Genomic DNA, 17,280 nt, shown 5'->3' with positions numbered 1-17,280 from the left:
CCCTTACGAACCTGTGCGAGCTTGTGCTAACGGATGCTGTAACCAGCAGGCGGCGCGTTGACTGTCGCTAATTGTAGTCAATTCAGGATCGTATTCCATGCATACCTTCATTGTGCACTCACAGCGTGCAGCAAAGCCACATCCCACTGGAGGTTTTAACAGATCCGGCGGAGTACCGAAGATTGGAGTAAGCGGCTCATCACGATTTAAATCGAGTCGTGGTACAGAGCGCAGCAAGCCTTTGGTATACGGATGCTGAGGATTGTAGAATACTTCGTCTACCGTCCCCTCTTCAATAACCTTACCAGCATACATAACGACTACACGATCGCACATTTCAGCAACTACACCCAAATCATGCGTGATCATGATAATAGAAGTTCCCATTTTCTTTTGCAAATCTTTCATCAAATCAAGAATTTGCGCTTGAATGGTAACATCAAGAGCTGTTGTTGGCTCATCGGCAATTAACAGCTTTGGCGAACATGAAAGAGAGATTGCGATCATGCCGCGTTGGCGCATACCACCGGAAAATTCATGCGGGTATTGGTTCACACGACGATCTGGTTGTGGAATGCCTACAATGCTTAATAGTTCAATGGCACGCTCTTTAGCAGCGGCTTTGCTCATGTTTTGATGTTTAATTAAGCCCTCCATGATCTGATTGCCGATTGTCATGGTTGGGTTTAAAGAAGTCATCGGGTCTTGGAAAATCATACCGATTTCTTTACCGCGAATAGATTCCATCTCTTTATTTGTCTTTTTAATGATATCCTGACCATTAAACAAAATCTGGCCTTGCTTATATTCACCCGGAGGCGTCGGAATTAGCTTCATCAAAGATTGAGCTGTTACCGACTTTCCACAGCCGGACTCCCCTACAATTGCTACTGCTTCCCCTTTATTTACATGAAAGTTTACGCCACGCACAGCTTTCACTTCACCAGCATAGGTGTGGAAGGAAACATGCAAATCTTTTACTTCCAAAATTCGTTCCATCCTAATCCCTCCTATTTACGTAAGCGTGGGTCTACTGCATCTCGAATACCGTCACCCAACAGGTTTAAGGCCAAAATGGTTAAACTGATAAAAATAGCTGGGAACATTAATCGCCATGGGTAATACTTCATAGCTGGCAATCCCTCTGATGCCATGGTTCCCCATGAAGCAACTGGTGCAGAAACCCCTAGACCAAGGAAGGATAAGAATGCTTCAGCAAAAATCGCACTTGGAATCGACAAACTCAACGTTACGATGATCGGACCCAGAGCATTTGGGATCAAATGCTTAAAGATAATGCGTTTGCTATCAGCACCAAGCGATTTCGCAGCTAGTACATACTCCTGCTGCTTAAGCTGCAGCATCTGTCCCCTTACAATCCTGGCCATCCCTATCCAGCCCGTTATGGTAAGGGCTAAAATAATAGTCGTAACACCAGGTTTTAAAACAACCAGAAGCAAGATAACTACTAATAGATAAGGAATAGCAAACAGGATATCAGCAATGCGCATCATAACCTCGTCCACTTTGCCACCATAGAAGCCTGCGATCCCACCCCAAAGTACTCCTACAATCAAATCAATAAAGGCAGCGGCAAAACCTACTTCAAGGGAGATACGTGCACCGTACCAAATACGAACGAACATATCCCGTCCTAGATCATCCGTTCCAAAAAAGTGTTCCATGGAAGGCTTTTTGTTTTTACCAGTTAAATCTGTAGAGAAGTAGTCATTAGAACTAACCATTGGCATAACAATAGCACAGACAATTAGGGCTACCAAAAAGATAAGCGAGACCATAGCTACTTTATTTTGTTTAAGACGACGCCATGCGTCTTGCCAAAAGGATAAACTTGGACGCTTAATTTGTTCAGCCTGACTAGCATCTACAGAGACAGGCTCAAAGTGTTTTTCTGTTAATTGCATTCTGTCACTACTCCCTTCCAACATCGCCAAGCTTAATGCGTGGGTCAATCAATGTATAGGCAATATCCACAATCAAAACCATGACTACAAGTATCATCGCATAGAAGACAGTTGTACCCATGATAACCGTATAATCACGATTCGTAATGGATATAACGAATTCTCTACCAAGACCAGGAATACCAAAAATTCTTTCAACTACGAAAGCCCCAGTCAAAATGCTAGCAGACAAAGGTCCTAAGTAAGTAATAACAGGTAAAAGTGCATTTCGGATCGCATGTTTTACTGTGATAACGAAAGTACTTAATCCTTTAGATTTAGCTGTTTTAATATAATCTTGTCCCATAATTTCTATCATATTAGAACGAGTTAGACGCGCGATAAAGGCAAGCGGACTTGCTGCCAACGCGAATGTCGGTAAGACTGTGTGCTTCCAAGTTTCCCATTTTGCAATCGGGAACCATCCAAGCTCAATCGAGAAGAAATATTGATAAAAACTCGCAAGGATAAAGCTAGGTACCGAAAGTCCAAGCACCGCAATCAACATGGCACTGTAGTCCTGCCATTTATTATGATAGAGAGCGGCAAGAACACCTAAGGAAATTCCGCCAAAAATAGCGACTAATAAAGCCTGTAAACCTAAATGTGCTGATACAGGAAATCCACGATTGATCATATCATTAACCGTTGATGATTTCTCAGTAAAGGATGGACCCAAATCCCAGGTAATGATTCCTTTCAAATACAGCAGGTACTGCTGACTAATCGGCAGGTCCAGATTGTACTTTGCTTCCAACGCTTTTTGAATTTCTGGTGGTACATTACGTTCACCGGTGAATGGTCCACCCGGAATTGAATGCATCAGGAAAAAAGTCGCGGTAACAATTAAAAACAAAGAAACAAACATAAAAATAACACGTTTACCAAGGTAACGGAGCAAACCTCATTCCCCCTTAAAAAGATTTCTACTATCTCTACACAATCCACCTTGGTCCATCTTAGATGACCATATGTGAATATATGATTGTGCTACTGTACAAGCGATCATCATTTTACATTTTACAAGCAAGCATTTTACAATATTCGACAGTTTCCGAGCATGCACTGTCCATGTCCGGATGAAAGCTATTATCCAATCTTAGTTATCTACTCATATGAAATGAACCAATTGTTTCTTTCCACAAATCTTATGCGTTATTGTACTATTTAAGTAAAGTAAACCAAATAGGTTATTCATTCTGAATATTCTAGATAAAAACCAAGAGATTGTATAATGTCTTTCCGATCAGTACAATTCAGAAGGTTGATCATACATCAAAACAGAGGGCAAATAGTTCACTAAATCATGCCCTATACCTGATAGATGCATGATTCATAGCACAATGCTCTCATTGTATGTTTTTTCTGAAAAATCTAGCATCGGGAGATACGGTTTTAAAGCCGGCTTATTTAACCCCCCTCTGGTGTCGTAATATCCTCTTCACGCACATACGAAAAAGATTCTTTATACTGCTTTAGCTCCAAAGAGACATCGGCAGCGAGAATGCCATCGATTCGCGAGAGTTGCTCATTAACGAAGATAATCAGCTCATCATTACTGTAAAAACAGGCTTGTATGATTAAATCGTGCTTACCGCTAAAGGCCCCCACAAATGTAACCTGAGGAAGTTCTGTTAACTCCGCAGCTACTTGTTTTTGTTTGCCCAATTTCGTGGTTAGCCCGATAAACGCCAGTACATTAAGCCCTAGCTTTTCCGGATCGGTGCGAATGACGAATTGAAAAACTCCATCATGTAATAGACGAGATATCCTCGAGCGAATCGTGCCTTCACTCACTTTTAATTGGTGAGCAATCTCTGTATAAGGAGTTCGGCCATCTTCTTGGAGGATCTGCAGGATTTGCCTATCCACATGGTCGATTTTCCTCAATCTTACCACTCCATTTTACTCTTATTTCTGTTTGATCTCCTTTACTCTACGAATTCACTTTCGTACTTTTCCATTTCATTACGAATTTCGCAAAATAACGAAACAAACTGTCTGTTACATATAAAAATATTACGAATTTATTACGGTGTCAACGAATTACAGCCCCTACAAACATAAAATATTATAAACAAAGTGAATAGAACCAACATGAATTTCCTACAAATGTATGCTGCAAACTGAACTGGTCGGTCAATTTTCATAAACTTTTCGTTTTAATTCAAAATAGTCTTGGTAATAAAGCTGTGATAACGCTTTCAATTTGTCTCTTGTTTGAAATATCCCATTCTTTGTCTTTCATTATTATAATTTATTTATTTTATATTTTTTTATGTTCAGCTGACAGAATTATCTTACATATGTAACATAATGCATACATTTTTGAACTTGCATTGTAACATGTAAAGAAAAGACTCTCTAACCTGTCCCGCCCATTTATTTATAAAAGCAGTCCTGGCCTAGGTTCGGAGCAAGAGAGTCCTATCTATCCTTTTTAACATTCTTCTAACAAACGAGCTAATAGTGTCGTTCGTTTTGGAATCTCTTTTATCCAGATGAACTCACGCGGGGAATGGGCATAATCACCGCTTGCCCCTAATCCATCTAACGTGGGAACCCCGCAAGCTGCGACAAAATTCCCATCGCTAACACCACCTGTTCCCTCTTCTGTTAAGGAGCAGGAGAACTCCTGTTCACAAATATACTTCGCTAACGCAAAAAGTGCATAGCTTTTCTCCGTTTTTTCCATCGGTGGACGATTGATACCTCCCTTCACAACCAGCCCTGTTCCAGGAAGAACCGGCTGCAAAGACATCATGATCTGGTGAATTCGTTCGGCCTCTTCTTGAGTTTGCACACGCACATCTACCTCGGCTTCAGCATAATCGGCTACTACATTTCGTCCTACCCCGCCTGTAATTGTCCCCACATTAACCGTTGTTCCATTTGCATAATTGGTCAGGGAGTGCAAACGTTGGATATGATAGGTTATTTCTTGAATAGCTGAAATTCCTTTATCGTGATCAACTCCAGCATGAGCCGAAACCCCCGATACCTGAATCGTGTACTGCGAGCTGCCCTTGCGCCACGTCTTCAATGCCCCATGAGGAGCTACCGGCGGTTCTAATATGAACGCTACCTCTGCTTTTTTCGCTTCCTCTTCCAAAATCAATCGAGAAGTCGGGCTGCCGATTTCCTCATCTCCTGTAAGAAGAAGCACAATCGTTTTATCCTTTGGTAAGCGATCAAATTTATTCAGAGCTTGAATGGCAAAAATGGCTTGAAGAATCCCTGCTTTCATATCATAGACCCCGGGTCCGTATGCCTTTCCCTCCTTGCAACGAAATGGTCGCTTTACAGTCTCCTGCAGCGGCCATACCGTATCATAATGACCGACTAATAAGATTCTTTTCCTTCCTGTCCCTACTTCCCAGCGCAATTGGTCGCCATAGGTGGGGTTCGTATAACGGTGACTCCTTCCTCCTGTTAATTTATGCATTACTTTTATATACCAAGCAATCATTTTTTCGCTCTGTGATTTATGTTTAGAAGGAGAATCAATATTGACACTCTCCTCTAAGTGTTGCAAAAAGCTAGGCATTTGTTCTTGTAAATAAGTATATAGGGCCATAGGTAGATGACATCTCCATTAGTGTTGTTGTGCGTTTAGTCCAAATAATCGATCTAAACCATATACCTTTTCTAATAAAAAAATAAAAAATAAACTAATCAGAATAACAACCGATGAAATAGAAGCCACCATTGGATCAAGTGATTCCTGCATGTAGGTAAAAATAGCGAGCGGTAACGTTGTTGTATCTGGAGCAACCAGGAATAAGGATACCGTCACATTATCAAAGGAAGTCAGAAACGAAAAAATAAAGCCTGACAAAATCGCTGGACGCAACATTGGTATTGTAATATCCCAAAACACATGCACCGGTCTTGCACCTAGCATATACGCCGCCTTTTCTAACGTGTAATCAAAGGTAGTTAACCCCGTCAAAACAAGTCGTACGACATAAGGAATTGAAATTAATATGTGTGCTAGCAGCAAGCCCAGGAATGTTCCGCCAAGCCCTAGACGGGTAAAGAACAACAGCGCCGCGATACCAATAATCAGTGACGGAACTGTTAAAGGTGATAGGAGCAAGCTGCTGATAACATTTTTTCCCTTAAATTGATATTTAGAGATTGCAATGGCTGCCATTGTTCCAATCAAGGTCGAAAAGACGGCTGTGATCGCTGCCAACTGGAGGCTAAAGGCCTCTATAAACTCAGGCCGATCTAGGATTTGCTTATACCAATCGAAGGAAAACCCTTCAGGGGGAAATGATAGGTAGCCGGCAGCAGTAAATGAGCTTGGAACAATAATCAAAAAAGGGGCATTTACAAAAATCAAAATGGCAACGGTGATAACACCTAGCCAAGAAAATCTTCCTTGTCTCATGATGTAAACACCTCTTTATACCGTTTTGTTTCTGCTAATCGACTAAACAAAGTGACCAGCACAACCGTACTTGACAGCAACAAGATAGCAAGAGCTGCTCCTAATGGCCAGTTAAGAGTCGACATGATTTGTTCAAAGGCTAGTACAGGAATAACCTTAACCGACGTTCCTCCCATTAGGGCTGGTGTTACATAGGCACTCATCGATAAACTGAAAACCAGTGTAATGCCGGCAAACACACCGGGCATGCTCAAAGGCAATGTTATGTGAAAAAAAGATTGGAAGCGTGTTGCTCCTAAGATAGAAGCCGCTTTATACAAGGAAGCATCAATGGTATAAAGACTAGTCGCAATTCCCAATACCATGTAAGCAATAAACGCATCCGTTAAGCCTATAACAATGCCTAATTCGTTATATAACAAGCGTAATGGCGCATCAATAACCCCTGCTTTTAGTAGCATGCTATTCAGCCAGCCTGTATCTCCCAAAATGACTACCCAGCCGAAATTTCGTATCACAACACTTATAAGATGTGGACACAAAATTAACATTGTGACAAGCCCACGCAGCTTTCCCTGTGTACGGGCCATAAACATGGCTACAGGATAGGCTAGTAGTAATGTGCAGACAACGGTATATAAGCTTAGAGAGATTGTTCGTCCCAGTATCTCTAGATAATATGTATCCTGAAAAAACATGAGATAATAGGACCAGCTAAACTGCCCCTCTGCTCCTTCCAAACTTAAAAGAAGAATAAAAAGCATAGGTATAAGAAAGACGCCAAGTAAAATAATCATAGCTGGTAGAAGTAATAACAGATAGGCAAGTCGTTTTGACATCTTTACTCCCACCTCTCCGCCATTACAAAAACATCTTCCTTGTCCCATTGACAAATGATCGTTGCTTCCTGCTTCATTTCTGTAAGCACACTCGATTCTTGCACGCGTGCATCAAGCTGGATTCCTCCAATCTGCACCCTACATTCCGTATAGGCACCAAGGAATGAGGAAAATGTCAGTTGTCCGTATACCTTATTATCCACGGGAGATTTATCGCTTGATCGATCATTCAACGAGGATAGTTTGATTTTCTCAGGACGGACATAGGCTATCACTCGCTGATCTACCTGTAGATTTTTGTTAGTCGCAACAGCTTGTATCTCCCAATCTCCATGGGTTTTAATCGTCATGATCTGACCGCTTATAGCGGTAATGCGACCAAGAATTCGATTTGACTTTCCAATAAACGTATGAACAAATTCTGTTGCTGGATGATTATATATTTCGTGAGGCTGACCGATTTGCTCGACACGTCCATAATTCATGACTACTATTCGATCGGATAGGGATAATGCTTCTTCCTGATCATGCGTAACAAAAATGGTCGTAACTCCAATTTCCTGATGTAGCCGCTTCAATTCATCACGTAATTCTTCACGTAATTTCGCATCCAGGTTGCTTAATGGCTCGTCAAGAAGTAACAGTGACGGCTCTACAACTAATGCTCTGGCAATGGCAATACGCTGACGCTGTCCGCCTGAAAGCTGCTTAGGGTATCGATCTGCTACATGTGGTAGTTTCACCAGCTCTAGGACCTTTTGGATTCGCTCCTTCTGCTCTGCTTTAGATATTTTGCGTAATTTTAATCCATAGCCAATGTTCTCCCCTACCGTCATATGCGGGAATAAGGAATAGGTTTGAAATACCATGCCCAATTCTCTCTTATAGGGAGGAACTCCATTCATCCTCTTTCCTTTAATGAGCAAATCCCCCTGATCTGGATCTAAAAAACCAGCTATCATATTTAACGTTGTTGTTTTGCCACAACCAGAAGGACCGAGCAAGGAAATGAACTCGCCTTGCTCAATTTGAAGCTGGAAATTGTCAACAATAATCTGATTTTGGAATTTTTTCTGAATGTTTATAAATTCTACGTCCGGCACTCTTGTCAATGTGGACACCTACTTTCCTACTTTTGGAGCAATTTCCTTGTTGAAGCGATTTATCCACTCTCCCGTCTTGCTTCCTAAAACGGCATAATCAAAGTTCACAACTTTGGTCCGATCAAAATCAAGCTGTTTCGCTACATCCTCCGGCAAGTCCACTTTTGTAGCAGGATTGTAATATAATTTTGCAGCATACATGCTCTGAACCTCATCTGTTAGCAAGAAATTCATAAATTCCTTAGCTGCCTCAGGATGCTTTGCCCCTTTAACCATAACCGCTACATTTGGCACTATATTAGCACCTTCTTTGGGAAAGACGAATTCAAGTGGTAATCCTGCTTTTTTCTGTGTAATGCTCCGCGCCATTGTCCAAGCTGTGTAGGAAGAGGTCTTACTTTGCAAATTCTGTTGGAGCTGTGCAGCAGACTTTGCAAATGTAGGCATATATCCCGCAATCATCTCTAGCTTTTTGAAGCCCTCCTCCATTTCTTTTTCCGAACCGCCATTGGCATACGCAAGCATGATTAACGCACTGCGCCCGAAGTTGCTAGTAATATCGGTTAAAATCAAATTTCCTTTCATTTCAGGACGAGCAAGATCATTCCAGGATTCTGGCACAGGTAAACCTTTTTCCTTAATTAGGTCACTATTATAGGAGATACCCATGGGTGTAAAATTAACCGTAACTCCTGAATTTTCTAACACCTTTAAGTCATCAGCTACGTTAGCCGCATTGGGAATATCTGTTGCTGTAATCGGTTGCCATAATCCTTCTGTACGGCCTTTTTCTTGCTCCCCGCCCTCTATAATGGCGACGTCTATTTGCGGAGAGTTTTTCTGTGCCTTTATTTTGGCTACAATTTCAGTAGAAACACCTGATACATAGGAGAGCTTTACATTCGGATATTTTTGATTAAATTTTTTAAAAATCTCGTCTTTCATCAATTTTTCTACGGTAGCACCATTTCCAGCAATAACAAGCTTGTCCTCGAATTGAGATTTTGCATCATTGCTTCCCGTTCGTTGTGCTGAGCTTCCACAGCCTGCCACCAATACGGCCGAAAGAGTAATAACCGATAAAACTGACCACGCTTTTTTCTTCATCATAAGCCCTCCATACTCTCTTTCATTGTTCTCATATAAGGAACATAGTTATCTATAAGGGAACGATATGTGAAGTTTAGCATGAATATTTTCAAAAATCAATTATTTGTGAAAATTATGTACCCATGATACAATACCGTTACATCAGGACTTTTCCCCATTTTTTGGAATACAAGTCGAACGTGCCTGACTTTTCATAGGAAAGGAATAATCGGATGGACAACTTCTTATCTTCCGTTAAAAAAAGCTGTCATCTTATGCAACTCTTTTTAGATTCTCCTAAAGAATTGGGTGTAACAGAAATAAGTAAAAAACTGGCAATGTCCAAAAGCGCCGCACATAAACTACTAACCACACTTGAGAGCGAGGGCTTTATACGCCAAAACAAAAAAAACAAGCAATATGCGCTTGGTTATGCCTTACTTGAATTAGGTTCAAAGGTATTACGTGATCATGATACCGTAGAATATGCAAAACCCCGTCTCGTAGAACTGGCAGACCAGACCAAAGAATTGGTATGTCTTTGTATTATGGATGGTAAAGATGCCATTTACGTGGACAAAATCGACTCCGAATATCCTATACGCTTTACCGTTGATGCCTATCGGCGCTTTCCTTTGTATGCGACAAGTAGTGCTCGGTGTTTACTCGCCTATCAATCTGAGACTTTCATCAGTGAAGTTCTTGCATCTGGGCTAAAAGCATACACACCCCAATCCCTTACTTCTACTGAGGAAATGAAACAGCGTCTGACAACCATTAAAAGAAACGGCTATGAGGTTAGTTCTAATTTGCGCAATGTTAGTGTAACGGCTATTGCGGCCCCTATTTTTGATGCAACCGGACAAGCCATCGCTTCCATCAGTCTAATCGGACCATCTGAACGCATGCTTCCTCATATGGAGGATTTTCGGCAAAAAGTGTTACGAACCGTTTCCCAATTATCACTTGGTTTAGGATATCATCACTAGCATAAAAAAACCCCCTTTGAGCAGAAAAGCTAAAGGGGTTTTAGTAAATGCTTTAAAGCATTAATTGTGTATCACTCGTCGACAGATTATGAAGGATTACATCTTTTCAATTACACCTTTTACTAAGGAAAGAAACTCTGCTTTTACCTTCTCAGTCGTCTCCATTACCTCATCGTGGGATAACGGTTGATCAAGAATTCCTGCCGCCATATTGCTGATGCAAGAAATTCCGAGTACCTCTATGTTCATATGGCGAGCCACGATTACCTCTGGTACTGTAGACATCCCAACAGCATCCCCGCCCAGAATACGCAACATGCGAATCTCAGCAGGAGTTTCATAGGATGGGCCTAATAGTCCTGCATACACGCCTTCTTGTAATTGGATGCCCAATGTAGCTGCAATCTCTTTAGAAAGCTCACGTAAACGTTTGGAATAAGCTTCAGACATATCAGGGAAGCGAGCGCCTAAAGACTCATCATTTCCACCGATTAACGGATTGCGGTACGTCAGATTGAGATGATCAGAAATTAACATCAGATCACCCGGTTTATAGGATTCATTGACGCCACCTGCTGCATTCGTAACAATGATGGTTTCTACACCAATCGCTTTCATAACACGAATCGGGAACACAACAGCTTCCAATTCATGCCCTTCATAGTAGTGAAAGCGCCCTTGCATCGCTACTACCTGCTTGCCTTTCAATTTTCCAATAACAAGCTGCCCTTTATGTCCGACTACTGTTGATTTTGTAAAATGGGGAATCTCGTTGTATGGAATAACAGTAGCATCTTCAATTTCATCTGCCAAAACACCTAGACCTGAGCCTAAAACTAAGCCGATGGTTGGCTTTTCAGTAAGCTTTTCCTCAATAAACGCCTTTGCTTCAAGAATTTTGGACATGTATGCTCTCCCCCTACAATTGAGCTAAGAAACTTTGACCGATTTTCGGCATTTTCACTTCGAAGTTTTCGGCAATGGTTGCCCCTAGGTCAGCAAATGTTTCACGCACACCTAGATTTTTGCCTGTCTCCAAGTTTTTGTAGTAAGCCAGTATAGGCACATATTCGCGAGTATGATCAGTGCCATGATGAGTTGGGTCATTTCCATGGTCAGCCGTAATGATAAGTAAATCATTTTCTTTTAAAGCTGCCAGTAGCTCAGGAACACGTGCATCAAACTCCATTAACGCTTTTCCGTACCCTTCCGGATCGCGGCGATGACCATATTTGGCATCGAAATCAACTAGATTTACAAAGCTGAGCCCTGTAAAGGATTCTTGCATGCTTTGAAGCAGTTTATCTACTCCATCCATGTTGTCCTTGGATCGAACCTCTTTACTTACGCCCTCTCCCGCATAAATATCAGAGATTTTGCCAATCGCAATGGAAGTTAGTCCTGCATCTACAAGGTTGTTCATAACCGTTTTGTCAAATGGCTTCACAGAGTAGTCATGACGATTTGAAGTACGTTCAAATGCCCCTGGCTTTCCTAAGAACGGACGAGCAATTACACGTGTAACCGCATATTCGTCACGCAGTGTAAGCTCACGGGCAATCTCACAGATCTTGTATAGCTCTTCTAACGGTACGATTTCTTCATGAGCAGCAACTTGGAATACGCTATCAGCAGACGTATACACAATTACTGCACCTGTTTTCATATGCTCTTCGCCTAATTCATCCAGAATTTCGGTTCCGGATGCTACCTTGTTACCTAATACTTTACGCCCGATGCGTTGCTCGAATTCCTCAATTAATTCTTGTGGAAATCCATCTGGATATGTATTAAACGGAGTAGATACATGCAACCCCATAATTTCCCAATGTCCAGTTGTTGTATCTTTTCCCATAGATATTTCTTTCATTTTGCCATAGTGTGCGCGAGGTGCAGCCACAGCTGGTACATTCTGCAGAGGAGCAATAGTACCCAGACCCAATTCTGCAAGATGCGGAAGTGCGAACCCTTCTACCTTTTGTGCAATATGACCAAGTGTATGAGAACCTTCGTCATTAAATTTCTTAGCGTCAGGCAATTCACCAATTCCAACACTATCCAACACAATTAAAAATACACGTGAAAAACGATTCATTTGTGTGTTCCTCCTTATGCGCTTGAAGTCTGCCTTGTAAAGTGTACGTCCATCTCTTTAGGCACGAGGATGTGTTTTTGCATAGACATCTTTGATGCGCGTACGCGTTACATGCGTATAAATTTGAGTGGTAGAAATATCGGCATGTCCCAACATTTCTTGTACAGATCGCAAGTCTGCACCATTTTCTAAAAGATGTGTTGCAAAGGAGTGTCGCAAGGTATGCGGTGTAATCTCCTTTTGGATTCCCTCTTGTAAGGCATATTTTTTAATTATTTTCCAAAACCCCTGGCGCGTAATCTGTGTGCCTAAATGATTTAAAAACAGCGCCTGGTCTGAACTTGCCTTAACAAGCTGCGGACGCCCCCGTTCCAAATAGGTTCGGATCACTTGAATGGCAATGCTACCAAGCGGAATCATGCGCTCCTTGGAACCTTTCCCCATGCATTTGACAAAGCCCATGTCCAAATTAATATCCCCCAGTTGTAAGGATACTAACTCAGAAACGCGTATTCCGGTCGCATATAGTAATTCTAGCATGGCTTTATCACGATATGCTATAGGTACGTTTCCTTTTGGACCATCCAATAAGCGCTCCACCTCTTCCACTGACAACACCTTAGGCAACCTTTTCTCGATTTTGGGTGTTTCCAGATGAATAGATGGATCAGTAGTCATATGACGGTCTCGAACCAAGAACTGATAAAAAGCACGTATGGAAGCCATATTCCTAGATAATGTAGCCGTAGCCCGTCCTTTCTCTTGAAGCATAAATAGATAGCCAACGATATGAGTGCGCGTAGTATCTTCTATCTTGCTAATTCCCTGGTCATTCAAATAAGCAGCGTACATTACCAAGTCATGTTGATAAGATTCCAGCGTATTTGCTGCAAGTCCTTTTTCTACTGCGAGAAAGTGGGTAAACTGATCGATTAGCGTATCCATGAAGCCACTTCTCCTCCTGGATTAATTATACCAGAGCGGTACCTTATACATTTCAACAACGCGTTAAAAAATCCTGCTTTTTCATTCTCCTTCCAAGAAAAAAAGCTGAAGGCGCTCTAAATACCAGTCCAACTCAGATACGGGTTTATTGTCCAGCCATTTTACCACCTTAACAGCATTCCCGGAAGGTTCTCTATAGGGATTTGCCGGCAAAAGATGGTGTGACAAGTAGGATACTACTCCATAACTAAACAAGGAACAAGTGACAAAAAGCAAAAAGAAACGAATTAATTCCATAAAGCGGCGAAACGGAAAACTCATTGCAACAGCCCCTTGAGCTCGATTGTTGCTATTTTATGCCTTTTTGTCCCTGTTCATGACTTTCATGAACAAGAAAAAAACTTCTCCTTTACTATGGAGAAGTTTTTACTTGTAGTCTTCCAAATTAACTTTATCAAGACAACGATGGCAGATTCCATAAAAACTGAGTCGGTGATCTGTTACAGCAAATTTGTAGTCCGCTTTTACCTTCTCTTCTGTTCCCACTAACAAATCTTCGAATATCTCATCCACCGTACCACAATGTAAGCATATTAAGTGATGATGGTGATGTTTAGCATTATCATCTCGGAGGTCATAACGCGCTACTCCATCGCCAAAGTTCATTTTATGGATAATCCGCAGCTCACTCAACAGCTCCAAGGTCCGATATACCGTAGCTAAGCCAATCTCAGGAGCTTTGTCTTTTACCTTTAAGTAGACATCCTCAGCGCTGAGATGATCAGCTTCATTCTCCAGTAAGACACGAACTGTAGCTTCGCGTTGCGGAGTCAATTTATAGTGGTGCGAATGTAATTGTTGCTTTATCTTTTCTATTTTTTCTTCCATGTATGCCCCTCCCCGTTCGCATCAAACCTGTACTTATTATAGAGGAGAGAAATCTATTTAGTCAAATACATAAGTTCTTATCTTATAATTATTATTAATTAATAGCATACTGCATTAATAATGGCGACAAAAAAGTCTCCAATAAAGCAGCAGCTATCATGATTATAAACATGCTGCCCACTAGAATCGAATAATTAGTGAAATGCGGCATAATGCTATCTCGTCGTGTAACTAATCTAGTACGTACCAAGCGAAGAGAAAATGAAATACCTGCAACGCCGGCAATGAGCATAGCGGGAACAACTAACATATTCTGCGGAAGAACACCGAGCAGAGCAAACGTCACTCCCTTCCAATGCAGTTCTCCTACGAGAAATCCAACGGTAAAACCAACAATGATACCCTTCAGAAATAATAGAAGCAAAATCATAGGCAATCCAATAATGGACATTCCTAGTACCCACAGTATCAAAATTGTTTTTAAGTGATATCCAAATGCTTGTTGAAAATGTAGGGAGGAATCCGTTATGCCGCTTTTGTCAAAATTAGAGAAAAAATAATTGAGAAAGCCAAGCAATTCATGCCGCTGTGACAAATCAAGCGAATTAACAAGCACAGCGCCAAAGATAATGCCCATTGTAAACAGGACGATAGTAAACAGGAAAAGGGATTGGTTTTCTTTTAAATAAAGTTGGATGCCATGTCCAAAGCGGTTACGCAAGACGGCCCCCTCCTTGGCTGTCAGGATACTTACAATCTATGCGCCGCTTGTCTATTCTATGACTAATGAATAGGTGCTACTCCCCTTTTTCTTCCATTACCTTTCCATAGATCCCAGCCCGACCTGCTTGAATCAATAGCTCGCCGCGCCTTGCCTTTGCAATCGTACCCGTTATTTTTTCACCTAATACCTGACACAAAATCTCCTCATCCACCCGGTGAAGGACATCCATTTCGGTTCCAATTTGTTCATAGATTTTTTGACGCATTTTAGGACCTATCCCCGGTAAAAATTCTAAAGGAATCTGCTCCACATACGGTGGACGATGTGCAGGATGCACCCCGCTTGGAACATCAGCTAACTGATCTATCCGTTGGCTAACACCTCTTACCATCCGTTTATACCCACACGCAGGGCACCGTCCCAGCTCATTCTCTTGTTCCATGGACCCGCATCCCTGGCACGCTGTTTGGTGATACTTACCTAACTGTGGAGATAGTCCATAATTAGACTTAACCCTTCTGCCCTGCTCACGCCGCATCGCCATCGCCCACTCCTGAAAGCTTGGTTGCTTTAGCAAGATCGCTTGATATTCCCTGCCAATCTTTTGTAAGGAATGAGCATCCGAATTTGTCACAAACGTTTTCTCATGCAACTCCTGCAAACGATCTGCCATATCGGTATTTGCACTTAAACCTAGCTCAACCGCATAGACCAAGCCCGGATCAGCAACCTCGCTAAGATGATCCGTACAGCTCCCATAAAGCCCTTTATGAGGTGTAAAGATGTGTGCTGGTATCATAAGCCCCTCGTGCCGGTCAATAAAATGCTGGAGCTCAAGAAGGCTTGTATATACGCGTTGTGAGCTCAGGTGTACATTCTTGCAACGAACAGCTAACCATTCCGTGAAGAGACGCATCCTGCGCAAATCAGGCATATAACATAAAAAATGAGCTTCTCCCCTATTAGGTTCTTTAATTTCCACCTCACAGCCGAGCAGTAGGAGTGTTCGTTTATAATAGATGCCTCCATCTGGATGAGCTATAGCCATTTTTCGATCAATCAATTCCTGCAATTCAGCTTGCACTTCGGGAGCATGCGCGTCTATAACACCAATGATCTCCATTCCCTTACGCTCAGAGGCTTCCTCCAAAATACTTTGAAGCGTCATTTTTCTAGAAGCCGTAATTTTCACAGCCTTACCTGACATCGTTCCGCCAATGTGTATATGTAAATCCGCAAATAAAGAGGACAGCATGATTACAGACGCTGATTCAAACGCTCATTTTCCATTACAAACAAAGCAAGAACGGTTTTAGCGTCTCGAATCTCTCCCGCTTCATGAAGTTTTCTAGCTTCTTCAAGTGTCACGTACATCACTTCAACAAATTCATCTTCGTCAGGTTTGCATTCTCCCTCGACCAATCCCGTAGCCATGTACAGATGTAAAAGCTCATCTGCAAACCCCGGTGAGGTATAAAACGAGCTGATATGTTTATACTCCTTGGCTTTAAAGCCAGTCTCTTCTTCTAATTCACGCATGGCGCATTCTAAAGGATCTTCTCCTCTTTCAAGCTTGCCGGCAGGAATTTCTACTATAGATCGCTCTAATGGTTTACGAAATTGACGGACAACGATCAATTTGCCATCCTCTGTAATCGGCATAACCGCTACAGCACCTTGATGCTTAACAATCTCCCGTTTCGCTGTATGACCATTCGGTAGTTCTACATCGTCAACCTGAACCGAAATAATTTTGCCATCGTAGATTTTTTTCGTAGCAATCGTTTTTTCATATAACGAATCGTGCTGAGCTTGTTTCATGGATGTTTCCTCCTAAAGAACAATGTTTTTTGCTTTTTTTGCATACCATGCTTTTCATAAAAATACCTGTTTACCTTTGAAACAGTTTACCCTTTGGTTCTATTTTCGAATCCCCCTCCATATCTTAGCATCAAGAATAGCTTGTACAACCCCTTCTCAGAAAATCTCTCCTCTAAATTCAATGACCACTCAATCACCTTAACTTTTTTACATGAAACCGACAGTTCTAAACACACTCTCAATCAGTTGTACATCACTCTTCTAAATACAAAGGAGGAACATTAGGATGAAATTATATACAGATCTGAAACAGCTCCGCTTGGTTGGGAAAGTAAATGAAATTCAGGCCGCTCTTCGTGGCTTATCTGAGCAGCCCATCACATTACATGCCTATTTGCAGCAAATAAATCAACCCAAGATCTAAACG

General features: G+C 41.7%; 19 protein-coding genes. 2 read left to right on the top strand and 17 right to left on the bottom strand.

The window, feature by feature from the left end; all coding sequences use genetic code 11:
• Positions 1–3 precede the first annotated feature (3 nt).
• From QZ995_RS02070 to QZ995_RS02030, 9 genes are all read right to left on the bottom strand, one after another.
• Positions 4–999, bottom strand: coding sequence for an ABC transporter ATP-binding protein (locus QZ995_RS02070; protein WP_003337805.1), 996 nt, complete (start codon positions 997–999; stop codon positions 4–6).
• Between the two features lie 11 nt (positions 1,000–1,010).
• A complete protein-coding gene (locus tag QZ995_RS02065; protein ID WP_301802403.1) occupies positions 1,011–1,925 on the bottom strand; it encodes an ABC transporter permease in 915 nt (304 codons plus the stop codon).
• Positions 1,926–1,932: 7 nt separating this feature from the next.
• On the bottom strand, positions 1,933–2,865 hold the full coding sequence (locus QZ995_RS02060) for an ABC transporter permease (RefSeq protein ID WP_301802401.1): 933 nt from the start codon (positions 2,863–2,865) through the stop codon (positions 1,933–1,935).
• Between the two features lie 509 nt (positions 2,866–3,374).
• On the bottom strand, positions 3,375–3,854 hold the full coding sequence (locus tag QZ995_RS02055; protein WP_026315239.1) for an Lrp/AsnC family transcriptional regulator: 480 nt from the start codon (positions 3,852–3,854) through the stop codon (positions 3,375–3,377).
• 550 nt (positions 3,855–4,404) lie between these two features.
• Positions 4,405–5,541 (bottom strand): M20 family metallopeptidase, encoded by a 1,137-nt coding sequence (locus tag QZ995_RS02050; protein WP_301802392.1) that lies wholly within the window; start codon positions 5,539–5,541, stop codon positions 4,405–4,407.
• 18 nt (positions 5,542–5,559) lie between these two features.
• Entirely contained in the window at positions 5,560–6,360 is an 801-nt protein-coding gene (locus tag QZ995_RS02045) for an ABC transporter permease (RefSeq protein ID WP_301802389.1), read from the bottom strand.
• Positions 6,357–7,199 (bottom strand): ABC transporter permease, encoded by an 843-nt coding sequence (locus tag QZ995_RS02040; protein ID WP_301802386.1) that lies wholly within the window; start codon positions 7,197–7,199, stop codon positions 6,357–6,359. The genes QZ995_RS02045 and QZ995_RS02040 overlap by 4 nt, the downstream gene beginning before the upstream one ends.
• A gap of 2 nt (positions 7,200–7,201) precedes the next feature.
• Positions 7,202–8,311 (bottom strand): ABC transporter ATP-binding protein, encoded by a 1,110-nt coding sequence (locus tag QZ995_RS02035; protein WP_301803166.1) that lies wholly within the window; start codon positions 8,309–8,311, stop codon positions 7,202–7,204.
• Positions 8,312–8,320: 9 nt separating this feature from the next.
• Entirely contained in the window at positions 8,321–9,409 is a 1,089-nt protein-coding gene (locus QZ995_RS02030; RefSeq protein ID WP_301802383.1) for an ABC transporter substrate-binding protein, read from the bottom strand.
• A 215-nt stretch (positions 9,410–9,624) separates the two neighbouring features.
• Here QZ995_RS02030 and QZ995_RS02025 point away from each other — a divergent pair, with 215 nt between their 5' ends.
• Positions 9,625–10,380: an IclR family transcriptional regulator gene (locus QZ995_RS02025; RefSeq protein ID WP_301802380.1), complete on the top strand. Its 756-nt coding sequence runs from the start codon at positions 9,625–9,627 to the stop codon at positions 10,378–10,380.
• Positions 10,381–10,476: 96 nt separating this feature from the next.
• On the opposite strand, the gene QZ995_RS02020 is transcribed toward QZ995_RS02025, so the two are convergent.
• The 8 genes from QZ995_RS02020 to QZ995_RS01985 form a co-directional block, all read right to left on the bottom strand.
• Positions 10,477–11,286: a purine-nucleoside phosphorylase gene (locus QZ995_RS02020; protein WP_301802377.1), complete on the bottom strand. Its 810-nt coding sequence runs from the start codon at positions 11,284–11,286 to the stop codon at positions 10,477–10,479.
• 13 nt (positions 11,287–11,299) lie between these two features.
• Complete coding sequence (deoB, locus tag QZ995_RS02015) at positions 11,300–12,475, bottom strand: phosphopentomutase (RefSeq protein ID WP_301802375.1); 1,176 nt, start codon at positions 12,473–12,475, stop codon at positions 11,300–11,302.
• A gap of 57 nt (positions 12,476–12,532) precedes the next feature.
• Positions 12,533–13,420, bottom strand: a complete 888-nt coding sequence (xerD, locus tag QZ995_RS02010) for a site-specific tyrosine recombinase XerD (RefSeq protein ID WP_031414382.1) — start codon at positions 13,418–13,420, stop codon at positions 12,533–12,535.
• An 81-nt stretch (positions 13,421–13,501) separates the two neighbouring features.
• Positions 13,502–13,741 carry a DUF4227 family protein gene (locus QZ995_RS02005; protein WP_064017418.1) on the bottom strand — a complete coding sequence of 80 codons (240 nt, stop codon included), beginning with the start codon at positions 13,739–13,741 and terminating at the stop codon, positions 13,502–13,504.
• A 105-nt stretch (positions 13,742–13,846) separates the two neighbouring features.
• Positions 13,847–14,308 (bottom strand): ferric iron uptake transcriptional regulator, encoded by a 462-nt coding sequence (locus tag QZ995_RS02000; protein ID WP_003337821.1) that lies wholly within the window; start codon positions 14,306–14,308, stop codon positions 13,847–13,849.
• Between the two features lie 94 nt (positions 14,309–14,402).
• Positions 14,403–15,029 (bottom strand): stage II sporulation protein M, encoded by a 627-nt coding sequence (gene spoIIM, locus QZ995_RS01995; RefSeq protein ID WP_301802358.1) that lies wholly within the window; start codon positions 15,027–15,029, stop codon positions 14,403–14,405.
• 76 nt (positions 15,030–15,105) lie between these two features.
• Positions 15,106–16,287 (bottom strand): endonuclease Q family protein, encoded by a 1,182-nt coding sequence (locus tag QZ995_RS01990; protein WP_301802357.1) that lies wholly within the window; start codon positions 16,285–16,287, stop codon positions 15,106–15,108.
• A 2-nt stretch (positions 16,288–16,289) separates the two neighbouring features.
• On the bottom strand, positions 16,290–16,853 hold the full coding sequence (locus QZ995_RS01985) for an NUDIX domain-containing protein (RefSeq protein WP_301802353.1): 564 nt from the start codon (positions 16,851–16,853) through the stop codon (positions 16,290–16,292).
• A gap of 286 nt (positions 16,854–17,139) precedes the next feature.
• Here QZ995_RS01985 and QZ995_RS01980 point away from each other — a divergent pair, with 286 nt between their 5' ends.
• Positions 17,140–17,277, top strand: coding sequence for a Z-ring formation inhibitor MciZ (locus QZ995_RS01980; protein WP_301802351.1), 138 nt, complete (start codon positions 17,140–17,142; stop codon positions 17,275–17,277).
• Positions 17,278–17,280 lie beyond the last annotated feature (3 nt).

Origin of the sequence: Brevibacillus laterosporus (assembly GCF_030489605.1) — a bacterium.
GTDB classification, from domain to species: domain Bacteria; phylum Bacillota; class Bacilli; order Brevibacillales; family Brevibacillaceae; genus Brevibacillus_B; species Brevibacillus_B laterosporus_E.
This window is presented reverse-complemented; position numbering and strand designations above follow the sequence as displayed.